Source organism: Nocardioidaceae bacterium (assembly GCA_018672315.1).
In the GTDB taxonomy this organism is placed as follows: Bacteria; Actinomycetota; Actinomycetes; order Propionibacteriales; family Nocardioidaceae; genus TYQ2.
In genome coordinates this window covers 587,966-613,698 of the sequence record CP076053.1, presented here as the reverse complement: position 1 = coordinate 613,698, position 25,733 = coordinate 587,966, and the positions used below count along the sequence as shown (strand labels likewise).

The 25,733-nt window shown below is 70.2% G+C and carries 28 protein-coding genes; 15 read left to right on the top strand and 13 right to left on the bottom strand.

The window, feature by feature from the left end; translation table 11 throughout:
• Positions 1-164 precede the first annotated feature (164 nt).
• The 4 genes from KLP28_02910 to KLP28_02895 all read left to right on the top strand — a co-directional run bounded on the left by KLP28_02910 (position 165) and on the right by KLP28_02895 (position 3,621).
• Positions 165-590 (top strand): flagellar basal body-associated FliL family protein, encoded by a 426-nt coding sequence (locus KLP28_02910; protein ID QWC85726.1) that lies wholly within the window; start codon positions 165-167, stop codon positions 588-590.
• 108 nt (positions 591-698) lie between these two features.
• Entirely contained in the window at positions 699-1,055 is a 357-nt protein-coding gene (locus tag KLP28_02905) for a metalloregulator ArsR/SmtB family transcription factor (GenBank protein QWC86763.1), read from the top strand.
• Positions 1,052-3,151, top strand: a complete 2,100-nt coding sequence (gene cadA / locus KLP28_02900) for a cadmium-translocating P-type ATPase (GenBank protein QWC85725.1) — start codon at positions 1,052-1,054, stop codon at positions 3,149-3,151. Before KLP28_02905 ends, cadA begins: the two co-directional genes overlap by 4 nt.
• Positions 3,152-3,315: 164 nt before the next feature.
• On the top strand, positions 3,316-3,621 hold the full coding sequence (locus KLP28_02895; protein ID QWC85724.1) for an isoprenylcysteine carboxylmethyltransferase family protein: 306 nt from the start codon (positions 3,316-3,318) through the stop codon (positions 3,619-3,621).
• Here KLP28_02895 and KLP28_02890 read toward each other — a convergent pair.
• The 3 genes from KLP28_02890 to KLP28_02880 form a co-directional block, all read right to left on the bottom strand.
• Positions 3,608-4,144 (bottom strand): hypothetical protein, encoded by a 537-nt coding sequence (locus tag KLP28_02890; protein ID QWC85723.1) that lies wholly within the window; start codon positions 4,142-4,144, stop codon positions 3,608-3,610. The two genes, KLP28_02895 and KLP28_02890, sit on opposite strands and share 14 nt — an antisense overlap.
• Before the next feature lie 33 nt (positions 4,145-4,177).
• Positions 4,178-4,732, bottom strand: a complete 555-nt coding sequence (locus KLP28_02885; GenBank protein QWC85722.1) for a hypothetical protein — start codon at positions 4,730-4,732, stop codon at positions 4,178-4,180.
• A gap of 211 nt (positions 4,733-4,943) precedes the next feature.
• Positions 4,944-5,144, bottom strand: a complete 201-nt coding sequence (locus KLP28_02880; GenBank protein ID QWC85721.1) for a hypothetical protein — start codon at positions 5,142-5,144, stop codon at positions 4,944-4,946.
• Positions 5,145-5,330: 186 nt separating this feature from the next.
• On the opposite strand from KLP28_02880, the gene KLP28_02875 reads away from it, so the two are divergent.
• The 6 genes from KLP28_02875 (at position 5,331) to KLP28_02850 (ending at position 11,847) form a co-directional block, all read left to right on the top strand.
• Positions 5,331-6,806, top strand: coding sequence for a cytochrome c biogenesis protein ResB (locus KLP28_02875; GenBank protein QWC86762.1), 1,476 nt, complete (start codon positions 5,331-5,333; stop codon positions 6,804-6,806).
• Positions 6,803-7,720, top strand: coding sequence for a cytochrome c biogenesis protein CcsA (ccsA, locus tag KLP28_02870; GenBank protein ID QWC85720.1), 918 nt, complete (start codon positions 6,803-6,805; stop codon positions 7,718-7,720). The genes KLP28_02875 and ccsA overlap by 4 nt, the downstream gene beginning before the upstream one ends.
• 128 nt (positions 7,721-7,848) lie before the next feature.
• A complete protein-coding gene (locus KLP28_02865) occupies positions 7,849-8,442 on the top strand; it encodes a copper resistance protein CopC (GenBank protein QWC85719.1) in 594 nt (197 codons plus the stop codon).
• The gene (locus KLP28_02860) at positions 8,439-10,529 is read left to right on the top strand and encodes a bifunctional copper resistance protein CopD/cytochrome c oxidase assembly protein (protein ID QWC85718.1); all 2,091 of its coding nucleotides are present in this window, start codon (positions 8,439-8,441) and stop codon (positions 10,527-10,529) included. Before KLP28_02865 ends, KLP28_02860 begins: the two co-directional genes overlap by 4 nt.
• Positions 10,526-10,891 carry a BlaI/MecI/CopY family transcriptional regulator gene (locus KLP28_02855; protein QWC85717.1) on the top strand — a complete coding sequence of 122 codons (366 nt, stop codon included), beginning with the start codon at positions 10,526-10,528 and terminating at the stop codon, positions 10,889-10,891. Before KLP28_02860 ends, KLP28_02855 begins: the two co-directional genes overlap by 4 nt.
• Positions 10,888-11,847, top strand: coding sequence for a M56 family metallopeptidase (locus KLP28_02850; GenBank protein QWC85716.1), 960 nt, complete (start codon positions 10,888-10,890; stop codon positions 11,845-11,847). The genes KLP28_02855 and KLP28_02850 overlap by 4 nt, the downstream gene beginning before the upstream one ends.
• A 331-nt stretch (positions 11,848-12,178) precedes the next feature.
• On the opposite strand, the gene KLP28_02845 is transcribed toward KLP28_02850, so the two are convergent.
• The 4 genes from KLP28_02845 to KLP28_02830 are packed head-to-tail and all read right to left on the bottom strand — an operon-like array spanning position 12,179 to position 14,835.
• Positions 12,179-12,793, bottom strand: a complete 615-nt coding sequence (locus tag KLP28_02845; protein ID QWC85715.1) for a TlpA family protein disulfide reductase — start codon at positions 12,791-12,793, stop codon at positions 12,179-12,181.
• A complete protein-coding gene (locus KLP28_02840; protein ID QWC85714.1) occupies positions 12,790-13,572 on the bottom strand; it encodes a cytochrome c biogenesis protein CcdA in 783 nt (260 codons plus the stop codon). Before KLP28_02840 ends, KLP28_02845 begins: the two co-directional genes overlap by 4 nt.
• A 16-nt stretch (positions 13,573-13,588) precedes the next feature.
• Positions 13,589-14,176, bottom strand: coding sequence for a vitamin K epoxide reductase family protein (locus KLP28_02835; protein QWC85713.1), 588 nt, complete (start codon positions 14,174-14,176; stop codon positions 13,589-13,591).
• Entirely contained in the window at positions 14,173-14,835 is a 663-nt protein-coding gene (locus KLP28_02830) for a DsbA family protein (protein ID QWC85712.1), read from the bottom strand. Before KLP28_02830 ends, KLP28_02835 begins: the two co-directional genes overlap by 4 nt.
• A gap of 94 nt (positions 14,836-14,929) precedes the next feature.
• Between KLP28_02830 and KLP28_02825 the strand changes: the two genes are divergently transcribed.
• From KLP28_02825 to KLP28_02810, 4 genes are all read left to right on the top strand, one after another.
• Complete coding sequence (locus tag KLP28_02825; GenBank protein QWC85711.1) at positions 14,930-15,301, top strand: metalloregulator ArsR/SmtB family transcription factor; 372 nt, start codon at positions 14,930-14,932, stop codon at positions 15,299-15,301.
• Entirely contained in the window at positions 15,301-16,200 is a 900-nt protein-coding gene (locus tag KLP28_02820; protein QWC85710.1) for a cation diffusion facilitator family transporter, read from the top strand. Before KLP28_02825 ends, KLP28_02820 begins: the two co-directional genes overlap by 1 nt.
• Positions 16,201-16,381: 181 nt before the next feature.
• A complete protein-coding gene (locus KLP28_02815) occupies positions 16,382-17,698 on the top strand; it encodes a cytochrome ubiquinol oxidase subunit I (protein QWC86761.1) in 1,317 nt (438 codons plus the stop codon).
• Complete coding sequence (locus KLP28_02810) at positions 17,695-18,696, top strand: cytochrome d ubiquinol oxidase subunit II (GenBank protein QWC85709.1); 1,002 nt, start codon at positions 17,695-17,697, stop codon at positions 18,694-18,696. The genes KLP28_02815 and KLP28_02810 overlap by 4 nt, the downstream gene beginning before the upstream one ends.
• Before the next feature lie 119 nt (positions 18,697-18,815).
• Here the strand turns inward: KLP28_02810 and KLP28_02805 are convergent, their stop codons facing one another.
• The 3 genes from KLP28_02805 to glnA all read right to left on the bottom strand — a co-directional run bounded on the left by KLP28_02805 (position 18,816) and on the right by glnA (position 21,638).
• On the bottom strand, positions 18,816-19,292 hold the full coding sequence (locus KLP28_02805) for a phosphatidylethanolamine N-methyltransferase family protein (protein QWC85708.1): 477 nt from the start codon (positions 19,290-19,292) through the stop codon (positions 18,816-18,818).
• A 241-nt stretch (positions 19,293-19,533) separates the two neighbouring features.
• Entirely contained in the window at positions 19,534-19,983 is a 450-nt protein-coding gene (locus KLP28_02800; GenBank protein ID QWC85707.1) for a tyrosine-type recombinase/integrase, read from the bottom strand.
• A 230-nt stretch (positions 19,984-20,213) separates the two neighbouring features.
• On the bottom strand, positions 20,214-21,638 hold the full coding sequence (gene glnA, locus KLP28_02795; GenBank protein ID QWC85706.1) for a type I glutamate--ammonia ligase: 1,425 nt from the start codon (positions 21,636-21,638) through the stop codon (positions 20,214-20,216).
• 219 nt (positions 21,639-21,857) lie between these two features.
• Here glnA and KLP28_02790 point away from each other — a divergent pair, with 219 nt between their 5' ends.
• A complete protein-coding gene (locus KLP28_02790) occupies positions 21,858-22,292 on the top strand; it encodes an RDD family protein (GenBank protein QWC85705.1) in 435 nt (144 codons plus the stop codon).
• A gap of 20 nt (positions 22,293-22,312) precedes the next feature.
• Here KLP28_02790 and KLP28_02785 read toward each other — a convergent pair whose 3' ends face one another.
• Genes KLP28_02785 through KLP28_02775 form a run of 3 tightly spaced genes read right to left on the bottom strand, consistent with a single transcriptional unit; the run spans position 22,313 to position 25,730 of the window.
• A complete protein-coding gene (locus KLP28_02785) occupies positions 22,313-23,551 on the bottom strand; it encodes a cyclopropane-fatty-acyl-phospholipid synthase family protein (GenBank protein ID QWC85704.1) in 1,239 nt (412 codons plus the stop codon).
• Positions 23,548-24,357, bottom strand: a complete 810-nt coding sequence (locus tag KLP28_02780) for a DUF1365 domain-containing protein (protein QWC85703.1) — start codon at positions 24,355-24,357, stop codon at positions 23,548-23,550. The genes KLP28_02785 and KLP28_02780 overlap by 4 nt, the downstream gene beginning before the upstream one ends.
• Positions 24,354-25,730, bottom strand: a complete 1,377-nt coding sequence (locus KLP28_02775) for an FAD-dependent oxidoreductase (GenBank protein QWC85702.1) — start codon at positions 25,728-25,730, stop codon at positions 24,354-24,356. The genes KLP28_02780 and KLP28_02775 overlap by 4 nt, the downstream gene beginning before the upstream one ends.
• Between the last annotated feature and the right edge of the window lie 3 nt (positions 25,731-25,733).

Genomic DNA, 25,733 nt, shown 5'->3' with positions numbered 1-25,733 from the left:
GCTCAAGGCCGTCGACGCCCGAGAAGTCACCGAGTGAAGCACTGACAGATGGAGACGTCAACTATGCGAGGTAGTAGATGCCTCAGGTCTGGCGACTGGTGGCCGATTCCGAGGTCGGGGGAGACGCATCACCGAGTGAGTCATCAGCCGGAAGTGGGAGAGAAATGGTCGACGCACAAGAGGCCGCAACTGAGGGGCGAAAGGGACTTCTGCGCAAGAAGCTGATCGTCGCGATGCTGCTTGTCGCCGTCGTCGGGGGAGCGGCGTACTGGCTCCTGCTCAGGCCGACTCCCGAGGTGGCCCCCGAGCCGGGCGAAGTGGTGGCCTTGGAGCCGATCCAGGTCAACCTGGCGGATGGTCATTACCTGCGAGTGGCGATCGCTCTGCAGGCCACCTTGGACGTCGAGGAGGAGGTCGACGGCAGCCCTGCCCTCGACGCGACCATCGAGGTCTTCTCGGGGCTGCCCGTCGATGAGGTCGCCAACACCAAGTCTCGAGACGCCCTCAAGTCGGAGCTGAAGGAGCGGATCCTGGAGCTGTACGAGGGGGAGCTGATGGACATCTACTTCACCGAGTTCGTCACGCAGTAGCGCCGAGGTGGCCAGCAGGCGCTGAAGACGGCTCCGCTGACGGGAGCCTCCGCTCCCCGGACGGGTCAGCGGTTGCTGACCGATCCTGCCCGCATCTATGGTCAGCGTGTGCTGACCATAGCTTCGAGGGTCGAGGTGATGACTCGTCTAGGGCGAGCCATGGCCGACCCGACACGTGCCCGGATCTTGATGAAGCTCGTGGAGGAGCCGGCTTACCCAGCCCTCCTGGCGGAGCAGCTGAGCCTGACGAGGACCAACGTCTCCAACCATCTGGCGTGCCTGCTGGGATGCGGCCTCCTGCTCGCGGAGCCACAGGGCAGGCGCACGAACTACCGCATCGCGGATCCCCATCTGGGTGAGGCCATCTCGCTGCTGCTCGATGTGGTGGTCGCGGTCGACGACGGTTCCGGGTGCTTGGGCGAGACCTGCCCGCTAGGCTGCTGCAGCCTGGAGGCAGAGGCATGAGCCGCGAGTGCTGCGGACCCGACGAGCCAGCTCGCTCGTCCGACGGGCGTCCGACCCTCTCGCTTCTTGAGACCCCGTCGACCAAAGCGGGGCGCTCCGACGTCGCGTCGGGGCACACGCCGGACGACGACTGCTGCGGGCCGCGGGCGGTCTCACCCGAGGAGCCGCTGACCTACGAGGAGCTCACGCCGTGGTGGCGTGACCGGACGCTCCTGCTTCCCGTCCTGTCCGGCGTGCTGCTCGTAGCCAGCCTGATGGTCGGCCGCCTCGACGCCGAGCGGGTGCAACTGTCTCTCGAGATCGGGTCCCTCGCGGCCGGGGCGTGGACGTTCGTGCCGGGCGCTCTCCGACGGCTGCGGAATCGCCGCCTCGGTGTCGGCCTGCTGATGACGATCGCCGCTGTCGGTGCCGTGGCGCTGGGGCGCTTCGGCGAGGCCGCGGCCCTGGCCTTCCTGTTTTCGATCGCAGAGGCGCTCGAGGAACGTGCCATGGACAAGGCGCAGCACGGCCTCCGCGCACTGCTCGCGCTGATCCCGGACACCGCGAAGATCGAGCGCCGCGGCCACGAGGAGTTTGTGAAGGCCGTCGACCTCGAGATCGGCGACATCCTGGTCGTCGGTGCGGGCGAGCGCGTGTCCACGGACGGTGTCGTTGAGGAGGGCGCCTCGAGCCTCGACACCTCCGCCATCACCGGCGAGTCGATCCCGGTCGCGGTCGGGCCTCGGGATGAGGTGTCCGCCGGATCCGTCAACGGCTCCGGCACGCTCCGGATCCGCGCCACCGCCGCCGGTACGGACAACTCGCTGACGCAGATCGTGCGGCTTGTCGAGCAGGCCCACGCCCGGAAGGGCGACCGAGCGCGCCTGGCCGACCGCATCGCCCGGCCGCTGGTCCCCGGCGTGCTACTCCTGTCGGCGAGCGTCGCGCTCCTCGGTCTGCTGACCGATGCCCCAGGCATGTGGTTGGAGCGGGCGCTGGTCGTGCTGGTGGCGGCGTCGCCGTGCGCCATGGCCATCGCGGTGCCGGTCACCGTGATCTCGGCGATCGGTTCGGCGAGCAGGCTCGGTGTGGTCATCAAGTCCGGACAGGCCTTCGAGCAGCTGGGAACCGTCACGACGGTGGCGCTGGACAAGACGGGTACCCTGACCCGAAACCAGCCCGAGGTCGTCGCCGTGGCCACGGCAAAGGGCTTCTCGCGCGACCGGGTGCTCGGCTACGCCGCGGCGCTCGAGGCGACCAGCACCCACCCGCTCGCCGAGGCGGTCCGTGTTGCCAGCAGCGCGGCCGCGCCGGCGACCGGCGTCGAGGAGCGCGCGGGGCACGGGGTCGTCGGCACCGTCGAGGGCCGGGTCGTACGGGTGGGCAGCCCGCGCTGGGTTGCCCCGACGGGCCTCCAGCAGAACGCCGAGGACATGGCAGCGCAGGGGATGAGCATCGTGGTCGTCGAGGTCGACGACCAGATCGCCGGCGTGATCGGCATCCGCGACGAGCTGCGCCCCGAGGCCGCCGAGGCGGTCTCCATGCTGCGGGAGCGCGGCATCGACGTTCTCATGGTCACCGGCGACAACCAGCGGACCACGGAGGCGCTGGCCCGCGAGGCCGGTATCACCGACGTACGCGCGGAGCAGCTTCCTGCGGACAAGGCGAACGAGGTGGCGGCACGCGCGGAGGGAGTCCCGACTGCCATGATCGGCGACGGCATCAACGACGCCCCGGCCCTGGCTGCCGCCACCGTCGGCATCGCGATGGGCGTCACCGGATCGGCCGCGGCGGTTGAGTCCGCCGACGTGGCGTTCACCGGCCATGACCTGCGACAGATCCCGCTCGCCCTGGACCACGCCCGCCGCGGGCGCCGGATCATGACCGGCAACATCGGCCTCGCCCTCGCGATCATCGTCGTCCTGGTCCCGCTGGCGCTGGTGGGAACCCTCGGGCTCGCCGAGGTCGTCCTGGTCCACGAGCTCGCCGAGGTCCTCGTCATCCTCAACGGCCTGCGCGCGGCCCGGGTACGCCGCGACGCCGCGACGGCCCGCCCGGCGATGCCAACAACACCCGGAGCCCCGCAACCCGCGGCGACCAGTGGAGCGCGGCGATGAGCCGGCCTGACGCCGGCGCTGGCGTGCCACCGCTGGGATTGTGCCTGGCAGCGGCGCTGGCGCAACGCCTCCTCGGACGACCGGCCTCCCGCAGGGGGCGCAGTGCGCGGCGCACAGTGGCGGCTGCCACCACTGTCGCGTCTGCGGGCGTCCTCGTCGCACCGGTGCTGCGGTTCCGTGCGCGGCGCACGACCGTAGACCCGCGCCCCGGCGCCGCACCCTCCGCACTGGTCACCGACGGGCTGAACGGTCGCACCCGCAACCCGATGTACGTCGGGATGGCCGGCGTACTGCTCGCGCACGCGCTGTGGTCGGGTCGAGCGCGCACCATCGTTCCGCTGGTCGGGTTCGTGGCCTGGATGGACCGGGTCCAGGTCCCGGACGAGGAGGCCGCGCTTCGAGCGCGGTTCGGCGCCGACTTCGAGGCCTACGCCTCGCGGGTGCCGCGCTGGTTGGTCACGCGTCGGTAGCCCCCTTGCGACGAGCGCGCCAGCCGGCCGCGAGCAGGCTCGCAATGCCGAGGGCGTAGACAGTGCGCGCCGGCCACGCACCCAGCCGGACAGCGAGCGTGGTACCACTCTCGACGGGTACGGAGGCGACCGCGCCCCCCGACCGCGCCGTGGGAAGGCGAACGATCACACGGCCGTCGGGCGCGATCGCCCCGGAGATCCCGTTCATCGACGACACGACGACCGACCGGCCCAGCTCGATCGCGCGGGCCCGGGTGAGCATCCACTGCTGCTCTGGCTGCGCGGTTCCCAGGAACATGGCGTTGCTGGTCTGGACGACGGCAAGCTGAGCGCCCTGGGCCACCTGCTCGCGCAGGACCTCGTCGTAGGCGACGTCGAAGCACAGCGCTTCGGCCAGCGCCAGGTCATCGACCACGAGCGGCGAGGGCGCGGTGCCGGGCACCATGTCCCGCTCGATCTCGGCCACGCGGGCGGAGATCCGCGTCGCGAGCGGGCGCAGCGGAACGTACTCCCCGAACGGCACGAGGTGCTGCTTGGTGTAGCGACCCGCGGGGCCCTAGCTGGTCCACACAATGGCCTGCTTCAGCGCCGTCGAGGTCGTCGGGCCGTCGACGATCGAACCGGCCAGCACTGGGGCGCCAGAGACCTGCACCGCGGTCAGAAGCGCGTCCCTCGCGGTGCCGTCGGTGGCGGGGTCCACGGCCGTGGCGTTCTCCGGCCACACGACCAGGTCCGGAGCCGGACCGGCTGCGCCCCACGTGCGAGCCAGCCGCCGGGTCTCGAGGAGCATGGTGCTGGTGATCTCCCGGTGATGCGCGGCGACGTCCGTGCCGTCGCCGGGCACCTCTGCCTGGACCACGGCAATGCTGACCGACCTCGGCCGAGATGAGGCAGCCTCGGCGCGCTCCTCCGGAAGCCACGCCACCGACACCAGCAGCAGCACCCCGCCGGCGACGCACCCGACGAGCACCGGCCGAGTCACGACCACGACGGGACGTCGGGCACGGACGGCCTCGACAGTTCCCGCCACGGCGGCGCCGGCCAGAGCCACCACGGCGCTGGTCCCAGCCACGCCCACCAGGGCGAGCGAGACGGCCCAGGGGGTGTCCACGGCGGTGTAGCCCAGCCGCCCCCAACGGCAGGCCACCCCAGGGGACGGCCGACCGGACGCCCTCGACCAGGGTCCAGAGCGCGGCCGCCCAGACCGGCCAGAACGACAAGGGCCGCACTAGTGCCGTCCCCGCCCCCAATGCGGCGAGCCAGGCCGCCTGCAGCAGCACGAGCGCAGCCCACGCCCCGGGCGCGATCGACGCACTCAACCACTACAAGGCCGGACCGACAAACGCCAGGCCGAAGCCGAACCCGGTCACCGCGCCACTGCGAGCACCACGCCCGCTCACCGTGAGGAAGAAGGCGCCCACCCCCAGCGGCGCCACCAGGGGGACCGACCACGGTGGGAAGGCAGCCGCGAGGGTGAGCCCACCGACCACAGCTGCGACCATCGCCTCGCCTCGCGTGACCATTCCACCTCCTGACCCTGCACCTACTATGCCGGATAGTATGTCGGGGTGGAGTCGCAGGAACCGCGTGCATCGGGCGCCCAGGGCGTCGCGGAGCGTCCCCTGCCCAACTCCGACCTGGGTGCCCCGTCGGAGCGGCCGTCCGAACTGGTCGCCTGGGCCCGCTGGACCTGGCGCCGGTTGACCGCCATGCGCACGGCCGTCGTGCTGCTGATCCTGCTCGCCTCGGCCTCGGTCCCTGGGTCGCTTCTGCCGCAGCGCGGAGTGGCCAGCGATCCCTCGGCGGTCCCCAACTACTACCGCGAGCACCCCGACCTGGCGCCGTGGCTAGATCGACTCTCGCTCTTCGACGTCTACAGCGCACCGTGGTTCGCCGCCATCTACGTGCTGCTCCTGATCTCCATGACCGGCTGCGTCGTCCCCCGGTGCGCTCGACTGTGGCGCGAGGTCCGCTCGGCCCCGCCGGCTGCGTCGCGCCGCCTGAGCAAGGAGGACGGATACGCCCGCGGAAAGGTGGACGAGGTCGAGGACGCCCTCGAGGCGGCGGTCCGCCACCTGCGTCGCCGACGGTTCCGGGTGGTGCGCCACGGCGACGAGGTCCGAGCCGAGAAGGGGCAGGTACGCGAGCTGGGCAATCTGGCCTTCCACCTGTCCCTGCTCGTGCTCCTGGTCGGCGTCGCCGGCGGCCGTCTCTTCGGCTACGAGGGGCGCGTCGCGGTGGTCGAGAGGTCCACCTTCGCCAACGTCGCGTCGTCGTACGACGCGCTCACCCCAGCACCGTGGGCCGACCTCACCGCCCTCGAGCCGCTGGAGTTCACTCTCGAGGACTTCGCCGCCGAGTACGAGACCGACGGCCCCCGGTTCGGGGAACCCCGTGGTTTCGACGCCACCGTGTCCTACCGCAGAGCCGAGGCGGGTGAGGGCACCTACGCCGTCCGCCCCAACCGGCCGCTGGACATCGGCGGCACGAAGTTCTTCCTGACCGGCCACGGCTATGCGCCCGAGCTGACCGTGCGGGACGGCAACGGCGACGTGGCCGCGTCGGGACCGACGATCTTCCTCCCGGTGGACCAGACCTTCACCTCCGACGGTGTGGTGAAGGTTCCGGACGCCCGGCCGACCTCGCTGGCGCTCCAAGGACTGTTCCTCCCCACGGGAGTCGAAGGACCGGAGGGGATGGGCGTCTCGGCCTTTCCGGGCCTGGTCAACCCGATCGTCCAGCTCAGCGCCTACACCGCCGACCTGGGCCTCGACGACGGCAGCCCCCAGTCGGTCTTCACCCTCGACTTCACCGACCTCGACCGGGTCGAGCGTGACGGGAAGCCGTGGCGAGTGTCGCTGGCGCCCGGCCAGACCGTGCGGTTGCCCGACGGACTCGGCTCGGTCACGTTCGACGGCGTGTCCCAGTTCGCCAACTTCCAGGTCGCCCGCGATGCGGGCAAGGAGATCTCACTGGTTGCCGCGATCCTGCTGCTCGGTGGTCTGACGACGTCACTGGCGGTACGCCGCAGGCGGGTCTGGGTGCGGCGGGGCGACGACGGCTTGCTCGAGCTGGCCGGGCGTTCGCTGTCCCGCCGGCCGCTTCCCCCCGATGAGCTGGCGGTGCTGGCCACGGCCGTTGGACTGTCGGGCGCCCCAGACAGACGACGAGAAGAGGAGCGATGACGCAGCAACTCGACCTGGCAGGTGCCTCCGATGCCCTGGTCACCTCCGCCCTGGCGGTGCTCTCCCTGGCGCTCGTCCTGTACGCCACAGCCGCGGCCCTCGCGCGGACCTCCGCCGCCCGGGAGTCGCGGGTCCTGGCCGGGGTCGGTGGCGTGCCGAGTGACGCCGATGACACGGGCCGGCCTGCCGGGACGACCTCAGGGCGCGCTGCCAGCACCGGCCGCGCGGCCTTGGCCCTCGTGGTGTTGGGCACGGTCCTGGTGTGCCTCGCGGTCCTGGCACGCGGACTCGCTGCGGGACGGGCGCCGTGGGGCAACATGTACGAGTTCGGGCTCACCGGCTCGGCCGCCGCTGCCGTCGCCTTCCTCCTCTACCAGCGCGGTCGCGACGTTGGCGCGCTCGCGGCGTGGCTCGTCGCCGTCGTGCTGGTACTGCTCGGGGTGTCGGTCACGTCCCTCTACACCCCCGTCGACGACCTGGTGCCCGTGCTGAACTCCCGATGGCTGGTCGTCCACGTGGCAGCGGCGATCATCTCCGGAGCTCTCTTCACCGTCGGAGCCCTCGCCACGGCGGCCCACCTGGTGCGCCGACGGCGTGGTGACGGCGACGATGACCCGTTCGCCGACCTGGCCCACACGGTGCACCTGGTCGCCTTCCCGATCTGGACCTTCGCGGTCATCGCCGGCGCGGTCTGGGCCGAGAACGCCTGGGGACGCTACTGGGGGTGGGATCCAAAGGAGACCTGGGCCTTCATCACCTGGGTTCTCTACGCCGCACACCTCCACGCACTGTCCACGGTGGGTTGGCGTCGCGGGGCGTCACTGCTCGCGGTGGCGGGTTTCCTGGCCTTCCTGTTCAACTTCTTCGGGGTCAACTTGTGGATCCCGGGCCTTCACTCGTACGCAGGGGTGTGACGGATGGACGTCTCCGGGCTCTCGACGATCGTGATCGGCCTCTTCACGCTGGTCGCCACTCTGCTGGCGCTCTACCTGATCTCAAGGGCGCACTGGTGAGCCGCGGGAGAAGGCGCTCGCCGGCCTCGATGACATGGACCGCGATGCTGGCGATGACCTGCGGCGTGCTCACCGTCGTCCTCCTCGGCGCGCCCGCGGCAGCCCACACCGACCTGATCTCGGTGGACCCCGCCGACGGCTTGCGGCTCGACCGGGCGCCGCGCCAGCTCGTCCTGGAGTTCTCCGAGGAGATGAACCCCCGACTCAGCACCGTGACTCTCGCCGTCGACGGTGGCGACCCCACCCAGCTGGAGCTGGCCAACGGCCGCTCGCCCAGCACGCTGGTGGCGACCGTCCCGGCCTCCCAGGCTGCTGAGCCCGGCGACGCTTCGCGATGGCGCGCCGCGTTCCGGGTGGTGTCCACGGACGGCCACCCCGTTGCGGGGGAGACCTCCTTCACGGTGCTCCCCGCCGACAACCCGGACGAACAGGGAGCCAGGCCGACGTCGCCGACCCCGCAAGGTCAAGAAGCCGAGACGATGGAGCAGATCCCGGAGACGGACGAGGAGGACGGCGGCGTCCCATGGCTGTTGGTCGTGGCTCCCGCAGTCGTGCTTGGAGTGCTCCTCCTTGTTGTGATGGCTGCGATGAGGCTCCTCAGACGGGACGAGGAAGATCAGTGAGCACGGCGGACGTGGCCCGTCGGCCGCGGGCAGCGTCGATGGTGGCGCTGGCCTCTCCGGCGTGGGCCATCGGGGTGGCGCTGCTCGCTGCCGGCCTGACCGGTGCCCTGGCTCCCCTGGGCGTCGAGGGTCTGCCCGATCCCGGGGCTGTGACCAGGGTGGGGCTGCCGCTCATCCAGGCGCTGAGGGACGTCTCGGCGATGGCGACCGTCGGATCTCTCGTGCTCGCCGCCACCTGCATCGCCCCGGCCCCCGGCAGCGACGAGAAGAAGCTCACCGGCGCCCGCCTTCGGCTCGTGGCAGGGGCCCAGCTCGCCGCCGCCGTCTGGGCCGTCACCAGCGGCGCGCTGGTGGCACTGGCCTACTCCGACGCCTCCGGCGCCGCGCTGGGCTCTGCCGATTTCCTCGAGCAGGCCACGTACTTCGGCACCAGCTTCGAGCTCGGCCGCTACGCACTCTGGGGAGCCGGCCTTGCCGCCTTGGTGGCGCTCTGCGCTGCCCTCAGCCGTCATCCGTCGGGGTTGGGTCTCACCACTGTCCTCGCGCTGGTCGGGCTGTGGCCGATCGCCCTCACGGGACACGCGGCCGGGACGCTCGACCACGATGCGGCCGTGAACCTGCAGATGTTCCACCTGCTCGCGATCGCCGTCTGGGCGGGCGGCCTGCTGGCGCTGGTCGTGGTACGACGGCAGCTGGGCCAGCAGCTGGGTCCCACCGTCGCGCGGTACTCGACCCTGGCCGGATGGTGCTTGGTCGTCGTGGCTGCCTCGGGTCTGGCGGGGGCCTGGCTGCGGCTGCCCGCGTGGGACTCCGTGGTCTCGTCGTACGGGCTGCTCGTCGGGTTGAAGGTCGCTACGGTGGTGGCCCTCGTCGGGGCCGGGTGGTGGCACCGCCATCGGACGCTGGCGAGCCTCGACGCTGGCGCGCCCGGCGCGTTCTGGCGGCTGGTGGGCGTCGAGCTGGCCGTGCTCTTCGGCGCGGCGGGATTGGGCGTGGCGCTGAGCAGGACTGCCCCCCCTGCACCGCCGGGGAGTCAACGTCCGCTCACCACGGCGGAGTCGTTGCTCGGACGCCCGCTTCCGGGCCCACTGGACGCCAGCGGCTGGTTCACGTCCTGGGAGACCGACACCCTGTTCCTGCCGCTCGGGCTCGCCGGTCTCGGGTGGTACCTCTGGTCGGTCCGGCGGCTGCATCGGCGCGGGGTGGCGTGGCCGTGGTTGCGCACAGCGTGCTGGGTCCTCGGATGCGTGCTGTTCCTGTGGGCGACCAACGGCGCACCGGGGTCCTACGGCCGGGTGCTGTTCAGCATGCACATGGTCCAGCACATGACCATCGCCACCGCCGTGCCCGTCTTCCTCGTCCTGGGCACCCCGGTGACCCTCGCCTTGCGCACGCTGCGCCGTCGCGACGACGGCTCCGACGGACCGCGTGAGTGGGTGCTCCGACTCGTGCACTCGCTGCCGGTCCAGCTCCTCGGTCACCCGATCGTGGCAGCCGGGATGTTCGTGGTGAGCATGGTCGCGTTCTACTACTCCTCGCTGTTCGAGACCTCGCTGGAGTCCCACACCGCCCACGTCCTGATGATCCTGCACTTCCTGTTCGCGGGCTACCTCTTCGCCGAGGTCGTGGTGGGCGCTGACCCCGGTCTGCCGCGGCCGGCCTATCCGCTGCGGGCCCTGCTCCTGATGGTGACCTTCGGGTTCCACGCGCTTTTCGCCGTCAGCCTGATGGCCAGCAACACGGTGTTGGCCGAGGACTGGTTCAGACTCCTCAACGGGGGCGGGGGAGCCGCCCTGCTCGAGGACCAGTACCTCGGAGCGTCGCTGGGATGGGCGCTGGGGGAGTACCCGCTGGCCGTCGTGGCCGCCGCTCTGCTCGTGTCGTGGGTACAGGCGGATGGTCGGGAGCGGCGTCGTTTCGACCGCCGGGAGGCACGAGAGCAGGATCGACAGTTGACGGCGTACAACGAGTATCTACGCGGGCTCGGCAACGCCGATCCCGCGCGACGACCGCCTCCGCCTACGATGGTGCCTCGTAGCCCCATCGACAGCGACGCAGACAGTGGAGAACCGGGAGGCCGCTCGTGAGGCAGCTGGGCCAGCTCGAGGCAGCGGTCATGCAGCACCTGTGGGGGCTGGATCACCCCGCCCTGGTGCGCGAGGTGCTCGAGAACATCAGCCACGACCGCCCTCTGGCCTACACCACGGTGCTGACGGTCCTGGACCACCTGCACTCCAAGGGGCTGGTCCAGCGGGAGAAGGTGGGCAAGGCCTACGCCTACGCGCCGGTCTCCTCGCGTGAGGAGCACACGGCCGCGATGCTGCAGGAGGTGCTGGCCGAGAGCGATGACCGCACTGCGGCGCTCATGCACCTGGTCGGGCGGATGGAGTCCGAGGAGGCGGCCGAGCTGCTCGCCGCGCTGACCGAGCGAGCGGACGAGTCCTCGTGATCGCGGCCCTTCTCCTGGTCGCCTACGCCTCGACGGTCGGCGGTTTCGGTGCCCGATTTCTCCGTCGAGGGTGGTCCTCACGGGCGCCCCGCGCCGCGATCGTGGGCTGGCAGGCGTTGTCCACCTCCGTCGTCCTGGCGATCCTGCTCGCCGCGGTGGCCCTGGCCCTACCGTTCCTGCCAATGAGGTTCTCGCTGGCCTACGTGCTCGACGCCCACACCATCACCGTCGTCGAGCACTACGAGACCCCGCTCGGGATCTGGCCGGGGGTCGCCGGACTTGGCATGGTCGCGGTCTGGGCGGGACTGCTGGCGGTCACGACGGCACGAGCCTTCCGCCGGACGGGCCGGTTGCGGCGATCGCAGCGCGCAGCGCTGCGTCTGGTGGGCAACCGCCATCCCGAAGGGTTCACCGTCGTCGACCACGCCGTCCCGGTGGCCTACTGCCTGCCCGGTGGATCGGGCACCGTCGTACTGTCGACGGCGGCCCTGGAGATCCTCACCGACCATGAACGCGAGCTCGTTCTCGGTCACGAGCACCGACACCTGCGTGCCCGGCACCACCTCGCGCTCGCCTACGCCAACGCGCTCCGGCGGACGTTCCGCTGGGTCCCGCTGTTCGCCGAGGCCCACGACCAGGTGACCGTGCTCCTGGAGATGACCGCCGACGATGCGGCGTCCAGCGTCGACGACCGTCGCTCCTTGGCACATGCCTTGGTGGCCCTCGGCACGGGCGTACGCCCCGAGGCCGCCCTGGCGGCCAGCGACACCGCTGCCCTGCAGCGCGTGCGGCGGCTGACTGCCCCGCCCGAGCGACCGCGCCGGGGGATGGGCCTCCTGGTGGGTGCGGCCGCGGTGGCTGCCCTGTCCGTCCCGGTCGGGCTCGCCCTGGCCCCGGCGATCGAAGCGGCCACGCGGGACTGCTGCTCGCTGGCGGCACCTCCAACTCGGGGCTAAAAGCCTCCTCCGGACGTTCAGGGCGACCGTCGTCCAGGGTCTTACCCGACCCGGTCGACGGGCCCGTGGGAAGAGCGCGCGACGCCGAGGTGGCTCGCGGCTCGAACACGCGTCGGACCGCCGGTGACGAGTCGGCATGGAGTCGAGCCGAGGTAGGGACGGGAGGCTGTCAGCCGCTGTCGGCGGCTCTTCGTCCGAAATGACTCCGCGGTCGAGGCACGGCAGTGCCCACGTGACGGCGTAGGCGACCAGCCCCTCTATGAACTACCCGCGCCACCCGTGCCGCCGGCGAGCAGGATGGGGCCGCGGGCGGTGCGCAGCCCTCGAGAGGTCAACTCGAGGAGCCGTCGGAGGGTGTCGCGGACGACTGGAGCACGTCGTTGACCAGACCACGCAGGGTAGAGCCATCGACCTGCCCCACCACGCGCGCGGCGATGCGACCGTTGCCGTCGAGCACGACCGTCGTCGGCACGGCGGTGGCTGTGAGGGAGCCGCCGAAGGCGAGGATCGCACGAGCACTGTCGTCAGGGTGCACGCTGGGGTAGGGGACCTCGAAAGCCCGCTCGAACGCGCGCGCCGCGTCGGGACTGTCGCGGACGTTGAGCCCCAGGAAGCGGACCCGGCCCTCGAAGTCGCGGGCCACGCGCGCGAGGATCGGCGCCTCGGCCCGGCACGGACCACACCACGAGCCCCAGACGTTGACCACTACGGGTCGACCGCGCAGGTCGTCGCTGTCCAATTCCGTGCCATCCAGCAGTTGCGCGGTGAACGGCGTCAGGGGACGCCGGTTCTGCGGCTCGTACTGCTGCACCACGTCAGTACTGTCGAAGCTTCCGGAGCCGGGGGTGGATGTCTCAGACCGAGACAACGACGTCCACCACACGACCGCGGCGAGAGTGAGGCCGATGGCAGCGAGAAAGATCGCGAATCTCGTGACTGCCTTCATAACGGAGCCTGCCAGCCAGCAACCAGGGTCTGGGCGGCGGCCACGATCTCTGACCAGACGGCGGAGACCTGCAGTACCCCGACGGCGACCAGCAACAGGCCGCCCCCGCGTGTGATCCAGAGGGAGCGGTGTCGCACCCAGGCGAACACGCCCATTGCGCGCGTCAGCGAGAGAGCGGCGAGCAGGAAGGGCACCCCGAGACCCAGGGCGTAGGCGAGGGACAGGACAGCTCCTCTTTCGGCGGTGGCAGACGTCGTGGAGAGAGTCAGCACGGCGGCCAGGGCGGGACCGATGCAGGGCGTCCAGCCGACCGCGAACACCGCGCCCAGCACGGGTGCGCCGGCCAGCCCGAGCCGCGGTGTCAGCCGTGGTCGAACCGTTCGGCCGAGCAGTGGGAGCCGATCCGCGCCAACGGCGAAGAGCAGGCCCAACACGATGGTGATGCCGCCGGCGACCCGCCAGATGGTCTCCTGGTGGGCCAGCAGCAGCGAGCCCAGTGAACCGAACGCCACGCCGTAACTGGTGAACACCACGGCGAACCCCAGCACGAACAGGGCCGCTCCCAGCACCGTCCGGGAACGGCGCGCGGGCTGGCCCCCGCGCAGCTCGCGGGTCACCTCGGACTCCGCGCCGGCCATCCCCGCGACGTAGGAGAGGTAGCCCGGCACCAGCGGCAGAGAGCACGGGGTGAAGAAGGATAGCAGTCCCGCGGCGAGCGCGATGGGCAGCGCGGCCAGCAGGGAGCCGTCGAGGACAGTCCCTTGCAGATCGTCGATCATGATCGGTCCCCAGGCGTCACAGCAGCGTGGACCAGTAGGACCAGAACCGGACCGCGATGAGGACGACCACCAGCAGGTAGGCCGACAGCAAGACCGGCGCGTGCCACTCCCGCACCACGGTGGTCCCACGGGCTGACGCTGCCTTCTGCCCGAACGCCCCGCTCGCGAGGTTGCGCAGCGTCACGTACCAAAACGTCGGGATCACCACCACCCACACGACCATGCAGTAGGGGCACAACGCCCCGATCCGGTACAGGCTCTGGAACACGAGCCACGCCACCAGCCCGAGCGCCGCGGTCACGCCGGCCTGGAGGCCGAGCCAGTACCACCGGGCAAGTCGTCCGCCGGCCAGCAGCGCGGCGCCGGTGGCTACCACCACCGGGAAGGCGGCGACCCCGATCAGCGGGTTTGGGAAGCCGAGCAGCGCGGCTTGCGCCGATTCCATGATCGAACCGCAGCTGATGATCGGGTTGATGCTGCAGGTGGGGACGTACTCGCTGTCCTCGGCCAACCGGATCCGTTCGATCAACAGCACCGCGGAGGCCACCAGACCCACCAGCCCGGCGACGACGAGCCCCGCGGCGAGTCGGCGCTCCTGCCTCACTCCGCGAGCGCCTCGTCGAGAGCGGCCGAGAAGTCGTCCACGGTCTCGGGCTGGAACAGCTCTCCGTCGAGGTAGAAGGTCGGCGTCCCCTGGACACCGAGCGTGGTGCCGTCCTCCAGGTCGCGCGCCACCCGGTCCGCGACCTCCTCGGAGGCGTAGTCAGCGTCGTACTGCTCCATGTCGAGGCCGATCTCCTCGGCGAAGCTGCGGAAGAGCTCGTCGTGCGGCTCCTGGGCCTCGCCCCAGCTCTCCTGCGTCTCGTACATCTTGCTGTACATCGCCTCAAGCTCTCCCTGACGGGCGGCAGACTCCACGGCCCGCGCGGCCCGCTCGGAGTTGAAGTGGCCCGGCAGCGGGAAGTAGCGGATCACGAAGGTCACCTCGCCCGCGTACTTCTGCCGCAGATCTTCCACGATCGGGTACGCCGCGCGGCAGGCCTCGCACTCGAAGTCGAGGAACTCCACGAAGGTGACGTCGCTCGAACCTTCCTCGCCGAGGACGCGGCTGTCCGAGCGGACCAGGGCGCTCTCCTGGGTCGACGTCTCCACCGCGGCTGCGCCGCCGTCGTCCTCACGAGTCTGACCCACGAGCAGCAGGGTTGCCAGCACCGCCACCACGATCGCGCCGGCCCCGAGGGCTCCCTTGGTCTGCTTCCGCACTGGTCTCCGCCTCTCCTTGGTCTACTATGCGCGATAGTAGCAATCCGGTCGGAGTGCGTGGACATCGGCAACTCAATGGCCTTAGCATCGTGGCATGACGATGATGTCGCCAATAGGCGATACTGCAGTTCGGAAGGTGGGCCGGGGGGACTCGGAGGCGTCCGCGGCGCTGTTCCGTGCCCTGGGTGATCCCTCGCGGCTGGCGATATTGGGCCACCTTCACCTGGGCCCCCACCGGGTGGTCGACCTCGTGGACCACCTCGGCCTCGCGCAGTCCACCGCGTCCAAGCATCTGGCGTGCCTGCGCGACTGCGGGCTGGTGCAGTCTCGGCCTCGCGGGCGCGCTTCCGTGTTCTCGCTGACCCCGGGAGTCCCGGTGCGCGACGTGCTGGCGGCCGCCGAACGCGTCCTCGCGGTCACTTTCGAGGCCGCCACCGACTGTCCGACGGCCGGGGATGACCTCTGATGGGCGCCGGGCACGGGCATGGACACGCGGGCGGTCGTCACCGGTGGCGCCTCGCCCTCGCCTTCGGTCTCGTCGCGAGCTTCTTCGTGGCCGAACTGACCGTCGGACTTGTCAGTGGTTCGCTCGCGCTGATCTCCGACGCGGGCCACATGGCCGCGGACGTGGTCGCCTTGGGTGCGGCGCTGGTGGCCACCAAGATTGCCACTCGACCCGATGCGTCGGGACGTCGCACCTACGGCTCCTACCGGGCCGAGGTGTTCGCGTCCGGACTGACCGTCCTGATCATGCTCGGGGTTGCCGCCTACGTCGTGGTGGAGGCGATCAGTCGCATTGGTGAGCTCGTCGAGCCGGCCTTCGGTCCGATGATGATCGTCGGTGCCATCGGTCTCGCGATCAACCTTGCCTGCCTCGTGCTGCTCCGGGGCGGTGCCCAGGAGTCGATCAACGTCAAGGGCGCCTATCTCGAAGTGATGGCTGACGCGGCCGGCAGTGTCGGCGTCCTCGTGGCCGGCGTACTCGTAGGCCTCACCGGCGACGGCCTGTGGGACACCCTGGTTGCCGTGGCGATCGGCGTGTTCGTCGCCGTCCGTGCCGTGATCCTGGGACGTGAGGTCCTGGCTGTCCTGGGCCAGCACGCACCCCACGACGTTGACCTCAAGGCCGTCGTGCACGACCTTGAGAACTTGCCGGGGGTGGCCGAGATCCACGACCTCCATGCTTGGACGCTCACCTCGGGCATGAACGTCGCCACGGCCCACCTCGTGGTGAAGGACAGCGCCGACACCCAGACCGTGCTGAGCGGCGCCCAGGCGGCCCTGCGCGACGGACACGGCATCGAGCATGCGACCCTCCAGGTCGAGGTCGACCCCGCCCGCGAGTGCCACGAAGCGACCTGGTGACCCTCAAGTACGCCGTCGCGAGGGGCAGTGCAGGTGTTCGTGGAGTCCTTCACAAAGTCTGGTGCGGCGGGCCCCGGACCGTAGCGTTGATGAGGTGCTGACTCCGGAGATCGTCCTCGAGACCGTCGTCCAGGCCGCCACGGCGGCCGAACCTGCAGGTCTGCTCCCGGCCCGTCAGCAGATGGCGCTGTCACTGGGTTGGCACATCGTGCTGGCGTGCTTCGGCGTCGCCTTCCCGGCGATGATCTTCGTGATGCACCTGCGGGGAATCCGACGCCAGGACCCGGTCGCGCTCACCCTCGCCCAGCGGTGGGCGAAGGTCTCGGCGGTGCTGTTCGCGATCGGCGCGGTGTCGGGCACGGTCCTCAGCTTCGAGATGGGGCTGTTGTGGCCCGGCCTGATGGGGACCTACGGTGACGTGCTCGGCCTGCCCTTCGCCTTCGAGGGCCTCGCCTTCTTCCTCGAGGCGATCTTCTTGGGCATCTACCTCTACGGCTGGGGCCGCATGCCCCCCAAGCGGCATGTCCTGATGGTGCTGCCGATGGCGGTGACGGGCGTCGTCGGCGCCTACTGCGTCGTCGCGGTCAACGCCTGGATGAACGTGCCGACCGGCTTCCGGCTCGTCGACGGCGAGGTCACTGACGTCCAGCCGTGGGCGGTGCTGTTCAACCAGCACGCGTTCCTCCAGTTCGCCCACATGTGGGTCGGCGCCTACATGGTGGCCGGCTTCAGCGTCGCCGGTGTCTACGCGGTCGGGATGTTGCGTGGTCGTCGCGACACCCACCATCGGCTCGGCTTCCTGGTGCCGTTCGTGTTCGCCTCCGTCGCCGCGCTCACCCAGCCGTTCGTCGGGCACGTGCTCGGCGCAGGTCTCGACGAGCGGCAACCGGCGAAGCTGGCGGCGTTCGAGCTCGCGGAGACGACCGAGAGTCCGTCACCGCTGCGGCTTGGCGGTGTCCTGGTCGACGGCGAGGTCGTGGGCGCGATCGACATCCCGGTCCTGGGCTCGCTGATCGCGATGAACTCGCTCGACGAGCCGGTGCCCGGCCTCGACACCATCCCCGAGGAGGACCGGCCACCGGTCAACATCACCCACCTCGCCTTCCAGACCATGGTCGGGATCGGCACCCTGCTCGCCGCCGGCGTCGCCTGGTTCTGGATGCAGCGACGGCGAGGCCGCGACCTGCTGACGAAGAAGTGGTTCCTGCGGTCCGCGGCGGCCGCGGGGCCGCTGGCCGTGATCGCCCTCGAGGCGGGCTGGGTGGCCACCGAGGTGGGCCGGCAGCCGTGGGTGGTGTACGGCGTGATGCGCACGCCCGAGGCGGTCGGCGACTACAGCTCGTCGCTGTGGTGGCTGCTCGGGATCTCGACGGTCATCTACGCCGCGATGACGATCGGCGCCGTCGTGGTCCTGAGGTCGATGGCACGCCGGTGGCGAGACGGCGAGACCGACCTGCCCAGCCCGTACGCCCCCGAGACAGAGGCGGTCAGTCGATGAGCCTCGAGGTCGCGGTCGCCGCCGCGATGTTCGCCGGCGTCGTCGCCTACGCCGTGCTGGGCGGCGCCGACTTCGGGTCCGGGTTCTTCGACCTGACCGCCGGCGACAGCCGCCGAGGTGCAGAGCTTCGCACGCTGGTGGACCACAGCATCGGCCCGGTGTGGGAGGCCAACCACGTGTGGCTGATCTACGTGCTGGTCATCTGGTGGACCGGGTTCCCGGAGTCCTTCGCCGCCGCGATGTCGACCCTCGTCCTGCCAATGCTGTTCGCGCTGATCGGCATCGTGCTCCGCGGCGCCAGCTTCGCCTTCCGCAAGTACTCCGCCACCCTCGGCCAGGCGCGGCTGTTCGGCGTCGTCTTCGCCGTGTCCTCGATCATCACCCCGTTCTTCCTCGGCACCGTCGCAGGTGCCATCGCCTCCGGCCGGGTGCCCGCGGACGGGTCGGGTGATCGCTGGGCGTCGTGGCTCAACCCGACCTCGCTGTTCGGCGGGGTGATCGCCATCGGGACGTGCGCGTTCCTAGCAGGCGTCTTCCTCGCCGCCGACGCCTATCGCAGCCGTCGAACCCGCCTCACCGAGGACCTGCGGAGACGAGCGCTAGCCGTGGGCGTCGTCACTGGGTCGGTCGTCTTCGCGGCGCTGATGCCGATCCTCCAAGACGCCCCCGTGCTCAGTGACGGGTTGACGGGGCGTGCCGCTCCGCTCGTGGTGCTCTCGGCCATGTCCGGCGCCGCGACGCTGGTGCTGCTGTGGCGCCGGCGCTACGCCGCAGCCCGCTGGCCGGCTGTGGTAGCGGTCGCCTCCGTGGTCTCCGGGTGGGGCGTCGGCCAGTACCCCTGGCTGCTCGTCGGTGAGGTGACCATCGGCGAGGCCGCCGGCGCCCCGGCGACGATGCAGGGACTGCTCGTCGCCGTGGGCCTCGCGATAGTCCTGGTCCTCCCGCCGCTGGCCTACCTGCTGCGCCTCACCCAGAGCGACGCGTGGGCGAACTCGTAACCTGGCAGCCCTCCTGCCGTCCCGCTGAAGAGATTCAGTCAGGAGGCGGCGCGAGCGCGAGTACGAGCAGGATTCCCTCTACCACTGGAAGCCCTCGCGGGGTGTGGACGCAAACGCGATCAGCCGCGCCGACCCCACCAGCGCCGCGTCCGACGGCAGTAGTCGCTGTAGTCCCTCCCGTACAGCCGGGACATGTGCTGCTCCTCCACCGGTATCCATGCCGAGTACGCGAAAGCCAGGACTGCGGTAGAGAGCAGAGCTGCACCGCTGCGCCGGCTCAGACCCGCGCCGGCTAATGCGGCCAGATACCCGAGGTACTGAGGGTTGCGTGAGAACCGGTAGACGCCGGCTGTCAGTAGCGCCTGGTTGCGGGTGCCCGTGAGCTCCTCGACTCCGGCGAACCGCCTCATCCCCGCGATGCAGAGGCCAAACCCCGCCGCGGAAATGGCCGCACCGGCGACCTGAGCCGGTCTCGCAGGGATACGAAGGCGCGCAGGCTGACGGCCCAATGACCATGTGACAAGGGCCGTGTGGGCCGAGTAAGCAGCCCACATGCCAGCCGCTGTCGAGCGGCGCAGTGACCCGTGGTGACTCATGTCATTCGCCATCCTCGCCAGGAGTGGCAAGCGCAAAGCGGGGTTCCCGCCGGGCGTCATGGGGTGTCTCCTTCCTGCAGGGCACAATCAATTGTCCAGGTCCAGCTTCCTGGTGGCGGTCAACGCGCTCCTGTTCAAGCGTCTGCGGTTGAAGGCCGAGTGGCGCGCGCTGGCGATGACGACTAGACCCAGTTCGGCCCTTTCAAGACTCTACCGATGGCGAAGCTCAAGCCGCACGTGCTCAGGCGTCGTCGTCCTTCGCGTCGGGCTCAACGTCGTCCACGAGGTCATCGTCAGGTCCTGCACGGTCTGAGGCGGGCTCCGGCGTACCGTGCCCGAACACGGCGTCGACTGCTCGCTTCGTGCGCTCGGCGCTGTCCTCGACGAGGTGGGTGTAGGTGCGCAGCGTGAAGCCGGGGTCGGCGTGACCGAGGTACTCACTCAGGGCCTTGATCGACTCACCTTCGTGGAGTGCTGTACTGGCGTAGAAGTGCCGCAGGGCGTGGCTGCCGTTTTCCCGCGTCATCGGGACCCCGGCTCGCTTCAACGCGGGCTTCCAGATGAACGTGTTGATGTAGTTCCGTCCCAGCGCCTTCCTCTCGCGGCTGTACAGGAGAAGCGAAAAGGTCGTGGGCTTCCCGTCCGTCCGGTCCCAGGGAAGGGTCACCTCGATCGGCGGGTAGGCGGTCATGTGCGCATTGATCGCCTCCAAGACCGCATCGGGCAGTGGAACGTACCCTTGGTCGTCCTTCGGGCTTGCCGATACTGGGGGCTGTCTTCCCGTCCCAAACCACCCTTGGGCCGCACTGGGGCCGCAGACGAACGAGAAACGACCCCTGACGCTGGAAGACGTTGAAAGGTGTCTTCGCAGGTCAGGGGCCGTTCTCAGGCACTCAGCCGGTGGGCTTGACCCACGCGGGACTAAATGTCGTAGTACAGCTCGAACTCGTGCGGGTGCGGCCGCAGCTGCACCGGGGCGATCTCGTTCTCGCGCTTGTACTCGATCCACGTCTCGATCAGGTCGGGGGTGAACACGTTGCCCTGGGTCAGGAAGTCGTGGTCCTCCTCGAGCGCGTCGAGCACGGCGCCGAGCGAGGTCGGCACCTGGTCGATGTCGGCCATCTCGTCCGGCGGCAGCTCGTAGATGTCCTTGTCGATCGGCGCGGCCGGCTCGATCTTGTTCTTCACGCCGTCCAGGCCCGCGAGCATCAGCGCGGAGAACGCGAGGTAGGGGTTGGCCGACGGGTCCGGGAAGCGGGTCTCGACGCGCTTGGCCTTCGGGTTCGCTCCCGTGATCGGGATACGGACCGAGGCGGACCGGTTGCGGCTGGAGTACACCAGCGAGATCGGGGCCTCGTAGCCCGGCACCAGACGGTGGTAGGAGTTCACCGTCGGGTTGGTGAACGCGAGCACCGCCGGCGCGTGCTTGAGGATGCCGCCGATGTAGTGGCGCGCCATCTCCGAGAGGCCGCCGTAGCCGGTCTCGTCGTAGAACAGCGGCTCGCCGCCCTTCCACAGCGACTGGTGCACGTGCATGCCCGAGCCGTTGTCGCCGAAGAGGGGCTTCGGCATGAAGGTGACGGACTTGCCGGCCTGCCAGGCGGTGTTCTTGATGAGGTACTTGAACTTCATCACGTCGTCCGCGGCCTTGAGCAGCGTGTCGAAGCGGTAGTTGATCTCCGCCTGACCGCCGGTGCCGACCTCGTGGTGGGCGCGCTCGACGAGCAGGCCGCAGGTCTCGAGGTTCTTGACCATGTCCGCGCGCAGGTCGCTCTGGTGGTCGTACGGCTCGACCGGGAAGTAGCCGCCCTTGATCCGGGTCTTGTAGCCCAGGTTGCCGCCCTCCTCCTCGCGGCCGCGGGTCCACCAGCCCTCCTCGGAGTCGAGGAAGAAGAAGCCGTGGTTGGCGTCGGTGGAGTAGCGCACGTCGTCGAAGACGTAGAACTCCGCCTCGGGAGCGAAGAAGGCGGTGTCGGCCACGCCGGTGGAGTCCAGGTGCGCCAGCGCCTTGCGCGCGATGTTGCGCGGGTCGCGGGAGTAGGCCTCGCCCGTGATCGGGTCGTGGATGAAGAAGTTGACGTTCAGCGTCTTGTTCTTGCGGAAGGGGTCGACGTACGCCGTCGTCACGTCCGGGAACAGCGACATGTCGGACTCGTTGATGGCCTGGAAGCCACGGATGGACGAGCCGTCGAAGTTCAGACCGTCCTCGAAGACGGACTCGTCGAACGAGCTCACCGGCACCGTGAAGTGCTGCATCACGCCGGGAAGGTCGCAGAAGCGGACGTCGACCATCTCGACGCCCTCGTCCTTGATGAACTTCAGCAGCTCTTCTGAGTTCTGGAACATTCGTCCTCCTTGGCCGCGCGTGCGACCGTCATTGGGCAAGGCTCGGTGGGCGTGGCGCTCTGCCGGCTGCGGGGAGGACAGCGTCGTGGGCGCCGTGCCCAAGCGCTCTCACGCTAGGCAGGAGCGGTTTCTCGACCGTATCCCGACTGTTTCAGGCATGTAACACGGGTCACCGGCGGCGGCGCAGGTGGGCGGGGTGCCGCTGGCTACCGTGGTGCCATGAGCAGCGCGTACGCCGCCGGCGATCCCCGGGACCCGCGGGACGTCGACCTCTACCCGGGACAGCGTCTGGGTCTGCCGGAGGCGGGCAGCGGTTCCCTCGCGAGCTGGCGACAGCGCATCCTGGCGCTGTTCATCGACTGGGCGGCTGCATCGCTGCTCGCGATCGGTGTCGTCGGCTACGACAACACCGGCTTCTGGCCTCTGGTCATCTACTTCGCCGAGGCGAGCATCCTGACCGCCACCATCGGTGGCTCCTTCGGGCAGTCGATCGTGCGCATCGGGGTCATCAGCGTCGACCGGCGTCCGCTGAACCTGATCGCCTCGCTCGTACGCCACCTGCTGATCTGCCTGGTGATCCCGGCCGTGATCTGGGACCGCGACCGCCGCGGCCTCCAGGACCTCGCGGTGCGCAGCGTGGTCGTGCGCCGCTGAGCGCGAGCCGGAAGACGGCCTCAGCGCTCCATGCGGATCTGGGCGACGTCGAGGTAGCCCGTGCGGAAACCCGCCTCGCAGTAGGCGAGGTAGAACTCCCACATGCGACGGAACTGCTCGTCGAAGCCGAGCGGCGCGATCTGCTCCCAGTTGGCGAGGAACTGCTCGCGCCACAGCCGCAGCGTGTGCGCGTAGTGCTGGCCCATCGAGAAGTTCTCGGTGACCCGCATGGTGGTGTGCTCGCCCAGCACACCGGCGATCGCCTCGGTCGAGGGGAGCAGCCCGCCGGGGAAGATGTACTTGTGGATCCACGTGTAGGTGTTGCGCGTGGCCACCATGCGGTGGTGCTCGAGCAGGATCGCCTGGATCACGACCTTGCCGTCCGGTGCGAGCACCTCGTCGATCTTCGCGAAGTAGGTCGGCCAGTACTTCTCGCCCACGGCCTCGATCATCTCGACGCTCACGACCGCGTCGTACTCGCCGACGACGTCGCGGTAGTCCTGCAGGCGGATGTCGACGAGGTCGGTGACCCCGGCGGCGTCGACGCGCTCCTGCGCGAGCTCGGCCTGGTGCTCGGAGATCGTCACGGTGACGACCCGTGCCCCCCGCTGCGCGGCACGGATCGCGAGCGTGCCCCAGCCGGTGCCGATCTCCAGCACCCGTGAGCCCTCACCTACACCTGCGCGGTCCAGGATCCGGTCGATCTTCTCGGCCTGCGCGGCCTCGAGGTCGGCGAGCGTCGGCGGGGTGCTGAGGGAGTCGAACAGGGCCGAGGAGTACATCATCGACGGGTCCAGGAACTGCGCGAACATGTCGTTGGAGAGGTCGTAGTGCCGGTGGATGTTCTCCCGGGCACCGGTGACCGTGTTCTCCTCGCGGCTGCCGAGCTTCGGCATCACCACGTGCCGCATGCGGTAGAACGTCGGCGGGATCAGCTCGGTGAGCCGAGCGGCGAACGGCGCCAGCACGTCGGCGAGGTCCGACCCGGGCGCAGGGTTCCAGTCGCGCTCCATGTAGGCCTCGCCGAGCCCGATCATCGGGGAGTCGGCCAGCCGCGCGAAGAACTGCCGCGGCTTGAGGATCTGGATCTCCGGCCGGCCGGGTCCGACCGGCCCGAGCGGCTCGCCGCCGGGCAGCGACACGTTGACCGGCACCTTGCGCAGGATGCGCGAGAGCACCTTCTGGGCCAGCGTGCCCTTGATCCCGTACGCGGGAGCGGGCGGCGCGAGCCGGGCGCGAGCAGTCTGCAGAGTGGTCACGTCATGCCTTCCTGGGTGGCGTGGGGGCGGCGGCGGACGACCGGGAGCCGCTTGATCCAGAGCGTGATGCCGTGCCAGCGGATCAGCGCGGCGACCCGGAGGGCCGGGGCCGGGTCCCGCAGCACGGCGCGGAGGGTGTCGAGCCGGGAGCGCACCGGTCGCAGCGCGCCGGCCTCGGAGCCGGTGAAGACGACCTCGCCGTCCTGGCTCAGCGAGATCGCGACCGCGACACGGTCGGAGTCGAGGCGTACGCGGATGTCGTAGCGGCCCTCGACGGTGAAGAACGGGGAGACGTAGAAGTCCTTGTCCACCGCGGCGCGGCCGCGCTGGATCGGCAGGGGATAGGTGTGACGCTCGCCGTAGGTGTTGTGCACCTCGGCGAGCACACCGGTGGGCTCGCCGTCGGCATCGAAGCAGAACCAGACGCTCAACGGGTCGAAGACGTGACCGAGGCTCCGAGCAGCGCACAGCCCGACCACACGGTCGGTCGCCCACCCCAGGCCCTCGGCGGCGACGAAGCGCCGCACCTTCTCCTGCAGCGAGGCGTCACCGTCGCCGAAGTGGTCGCGCGAGCGGATGCGTGCCAGCGGTCGCAGCCACCGGGGGAACGCCGCCTCGGGGTCCGCCGCGTCGACGACCCAGGCGGTCGTGTGGTGGGTGAAGCCGTAGGAGAACGGCTTCGTCCGCCGGTGCGTCACGCGGGTGCGTACCGACGCGGGCAGCGAGGCGGGCAGGGAGACGTACGCGCGCTCCGGGGTGGGCGCCGCCTGAGCCGCGTGGTCGTCCAGCTCGTGGGCCGCGCTCACCAGTCGACCCCCAGGGAGGCGGCCGCCGCGACGCCCGAGCGCGCGCCGTCCTCGTGGAAGCCCCACCCGTGGTAGGCGCCCGCGAACGCCGTCACGCCGTCGCCGAGCTCACCCAGGCGCGCTTGCGCAGCCACCGACTCCGCGGTGTAGGTGGGGTGCTCGTAGGTCATCTCCGCGATGACCTCGGCGGGCGCGTCGTCGGGGTTGAGCGTCACCAGCAGCGGGCTGGACTCGGGGTGCCCCTGCAGGCGGTTCATCCAGTACGTCACCCGCGTGCGGTCCGTCGTCGCGTCGCAGGTGTCGAGGCGGTAGTTCCACGCGGCGCGCGCCCCGGGCACGGACGGCATCGTGGTCATGTCGCGGTGCAGGAAGGTCTGGTTGGTCGAGTAGCCGAAGGCGCCGAGCAGCTCCTTCTCCTTCGGCGTCGGGTCGCTCAGCAGCGCCAGGGAGGTGTCGGCGTGCGTGGCGAGCACGACCTTGTCGAAGCGGCGCGTACGCCCCGAGCCGTCGGTGACCTCGACACCACCGTCGACCCGGGCGACCGCCGTCACGCCGTTGGCGACCTCGACCCCGTGGCCTGCGTCGGAGCGCAGGCGCTGCAGGATCGTCTCGACGTAGGTGCGGGAACCCCCGACGACCGTGTGCCAGGTCGGCGAGCCCGAGACCGACAGGAAGCCGTGGTGGCGCAGGAAGGCGAAGAGGTACGCCGCGGGGTAGCCGCGGGCCTCCTCGTACCCCATCGACCAGACGCACGAGACGACCGGCATGGCGTAGTGGGCCACGAAGTAGTCGCCGAAGCCCTCCTGGGAGAGGAAGTCCCCGTAGGACAGCGGGTGCTCCGCGAGCCCGGTCTCGCCGCCGGCCTCGGCGCCCTCGAGCAGAGCGAGCGCCGTGCGCTGGAAGCGCTTCACGTCCAGCAGGAACCGCAGGAACCGCGGGTCGAGCAGCCGGCGACGCTGGGCGAAGATGCCGGGCAGCTTGCGGCCGCCGGCGAAGGAGAGACCGCAGCCGTCGCAGGTGATGCTCATCGACATCTCCGTGGGCCGGGTGCGCACCCCGAGCTCGGCGAAGAGCCGGTTGACCACGGGGTAGGTGCGGTCGTTCAGCACGATGAAACCGGAGTCGACCGCGGCCGGTGAGCCGTCGGCCAGATCGACGTCGTGGGTGTGGGCGTGTCCGCCCGCCCGGGGCTCGCTCTCGAACAACGTCACGTCGTGGTCCCCGCGCAGCAGGTACGCCGCGGTCAGCCCCGAGATGCCGGCGCCGACGACGGCGACGGAGGGGCGGGCTGCGTCTGAGGAGGTCACGTGGTGGGTTCGCCTCGCTGGGCCTGGCGGATGGGTCCGGGAGGCCCGTGGCGGGCCACCGCACATCCT

Coding starts and splice junctions, on each gene's coding strand:
- KLP28_02910 (QWC85726.1), top strand. CDS start 165: ATGGTCGACGCACAAGAGGCCGCAACTGAGGGGCGAAAGGGACTTCTG.
- cadA (QWC85725.1), top strand. CDS start 1,052: ATGAGCCGCGAGTGCTGCGGACCCGACGAGCCAGCTCGCTCGTCCGAC.
- KLP28_02880 (QWC85721.1), bottom strand. CDS start 5,144: ATGGTCACGCGAGGCGAGGCGATGGTCGCAGCTGTGGTCGGTGGGCTC.
- KLP28_02875 (QWC86762.1), top strand. CDS start 5,331: ATGCGCACGGCCGTCGTGCTGCTGATCCTGCTCGCCTCGGCCTCGGTC.
- ccsA (QWC85720.1), top strand. CDS start 6,803: ATGACGCAGCAACTCGACCTGGCAGGTGCCTCCGATGCCCTGGTCACC.
- KLP28_02865 (QWC85719.1), top strand. CDS start 7,849: ATGACATGGACCGCGATGCTGGCGATGACCTGCGGCGTGCTCACCGTC.
- KLP28_02845 (QWC85715.1), bottom strand. CDS start 12,793: ATGAAGGCAGTCACGAGATTCGCGATCTTTCTCGCTGCCATCGGCCTC.
- KLP28_02840 (QWC85714.1), bottom strand. CDS start 13,572: ATGATCGACGATCTGCAAGGGACTGTCCTCGACGGCTCCCTGCTGGCC.
- KLP28_02825 (QWC85711.1), top strand. CDS start 14,930: ATGACGATGATGTCGCCAATAGGCGATACTGCAGTTCGGAAGGTGGGC.
- KLP28_02820 (QWC85710.1), top strand. CDS start 15,301: ATGGGCGCCGGGCACGGGCATGGACACGCGGGCGGTCGTCACCGGTGG.
- KLP28_02815 (QWC86761.1), top strand. CDS start 16,382: ATGGCGCTGTCACTGGGTTGGCACATCGTGCTGGCGTGCTTCGGCGTC.
- KLP28_02810 (QWC85709.1), top strand. CDS start 17,695: ATGAGCCTCGAGGTCGCGGTCGCCGCCGCGATGTTCGCCGGCGTCGTC.
- KLP28_02805 (QWC85708.1), bottom strand. CDS start 19,292: ATGAGTCACCACGGGTCACTGCGCCGCTCGACAGCGGCTGGCATGTGG.
- KLP28_02800 (QWC85707.1), bottom strand. CDS start 19,983: ATGACCGCCTACCCGCCGATCGAGGTGACCCTTCCCTGGGACCGGACG.
- glnA (QWC85706.1), bottom strand. CDS start 21,638: ATGTTCCAGAACTCAGAAGAGCTGCTGAAGTTCATCAAGGACGAGGGC.
- KLP28_02790 (QWC85705.1), top strand. CDS start 21,858: ATGAGCAGCGCGTACGCCGCCGGCGATCCCCGGGACCCGCGGGACGTC.
- KLP28_02775 (QWC85702.1), bottom strand. CDS start 25,730: ATGTGCGGTGGCCCGCCACGGGCCTCCCGGACCCATCCGCCAGGCCCA.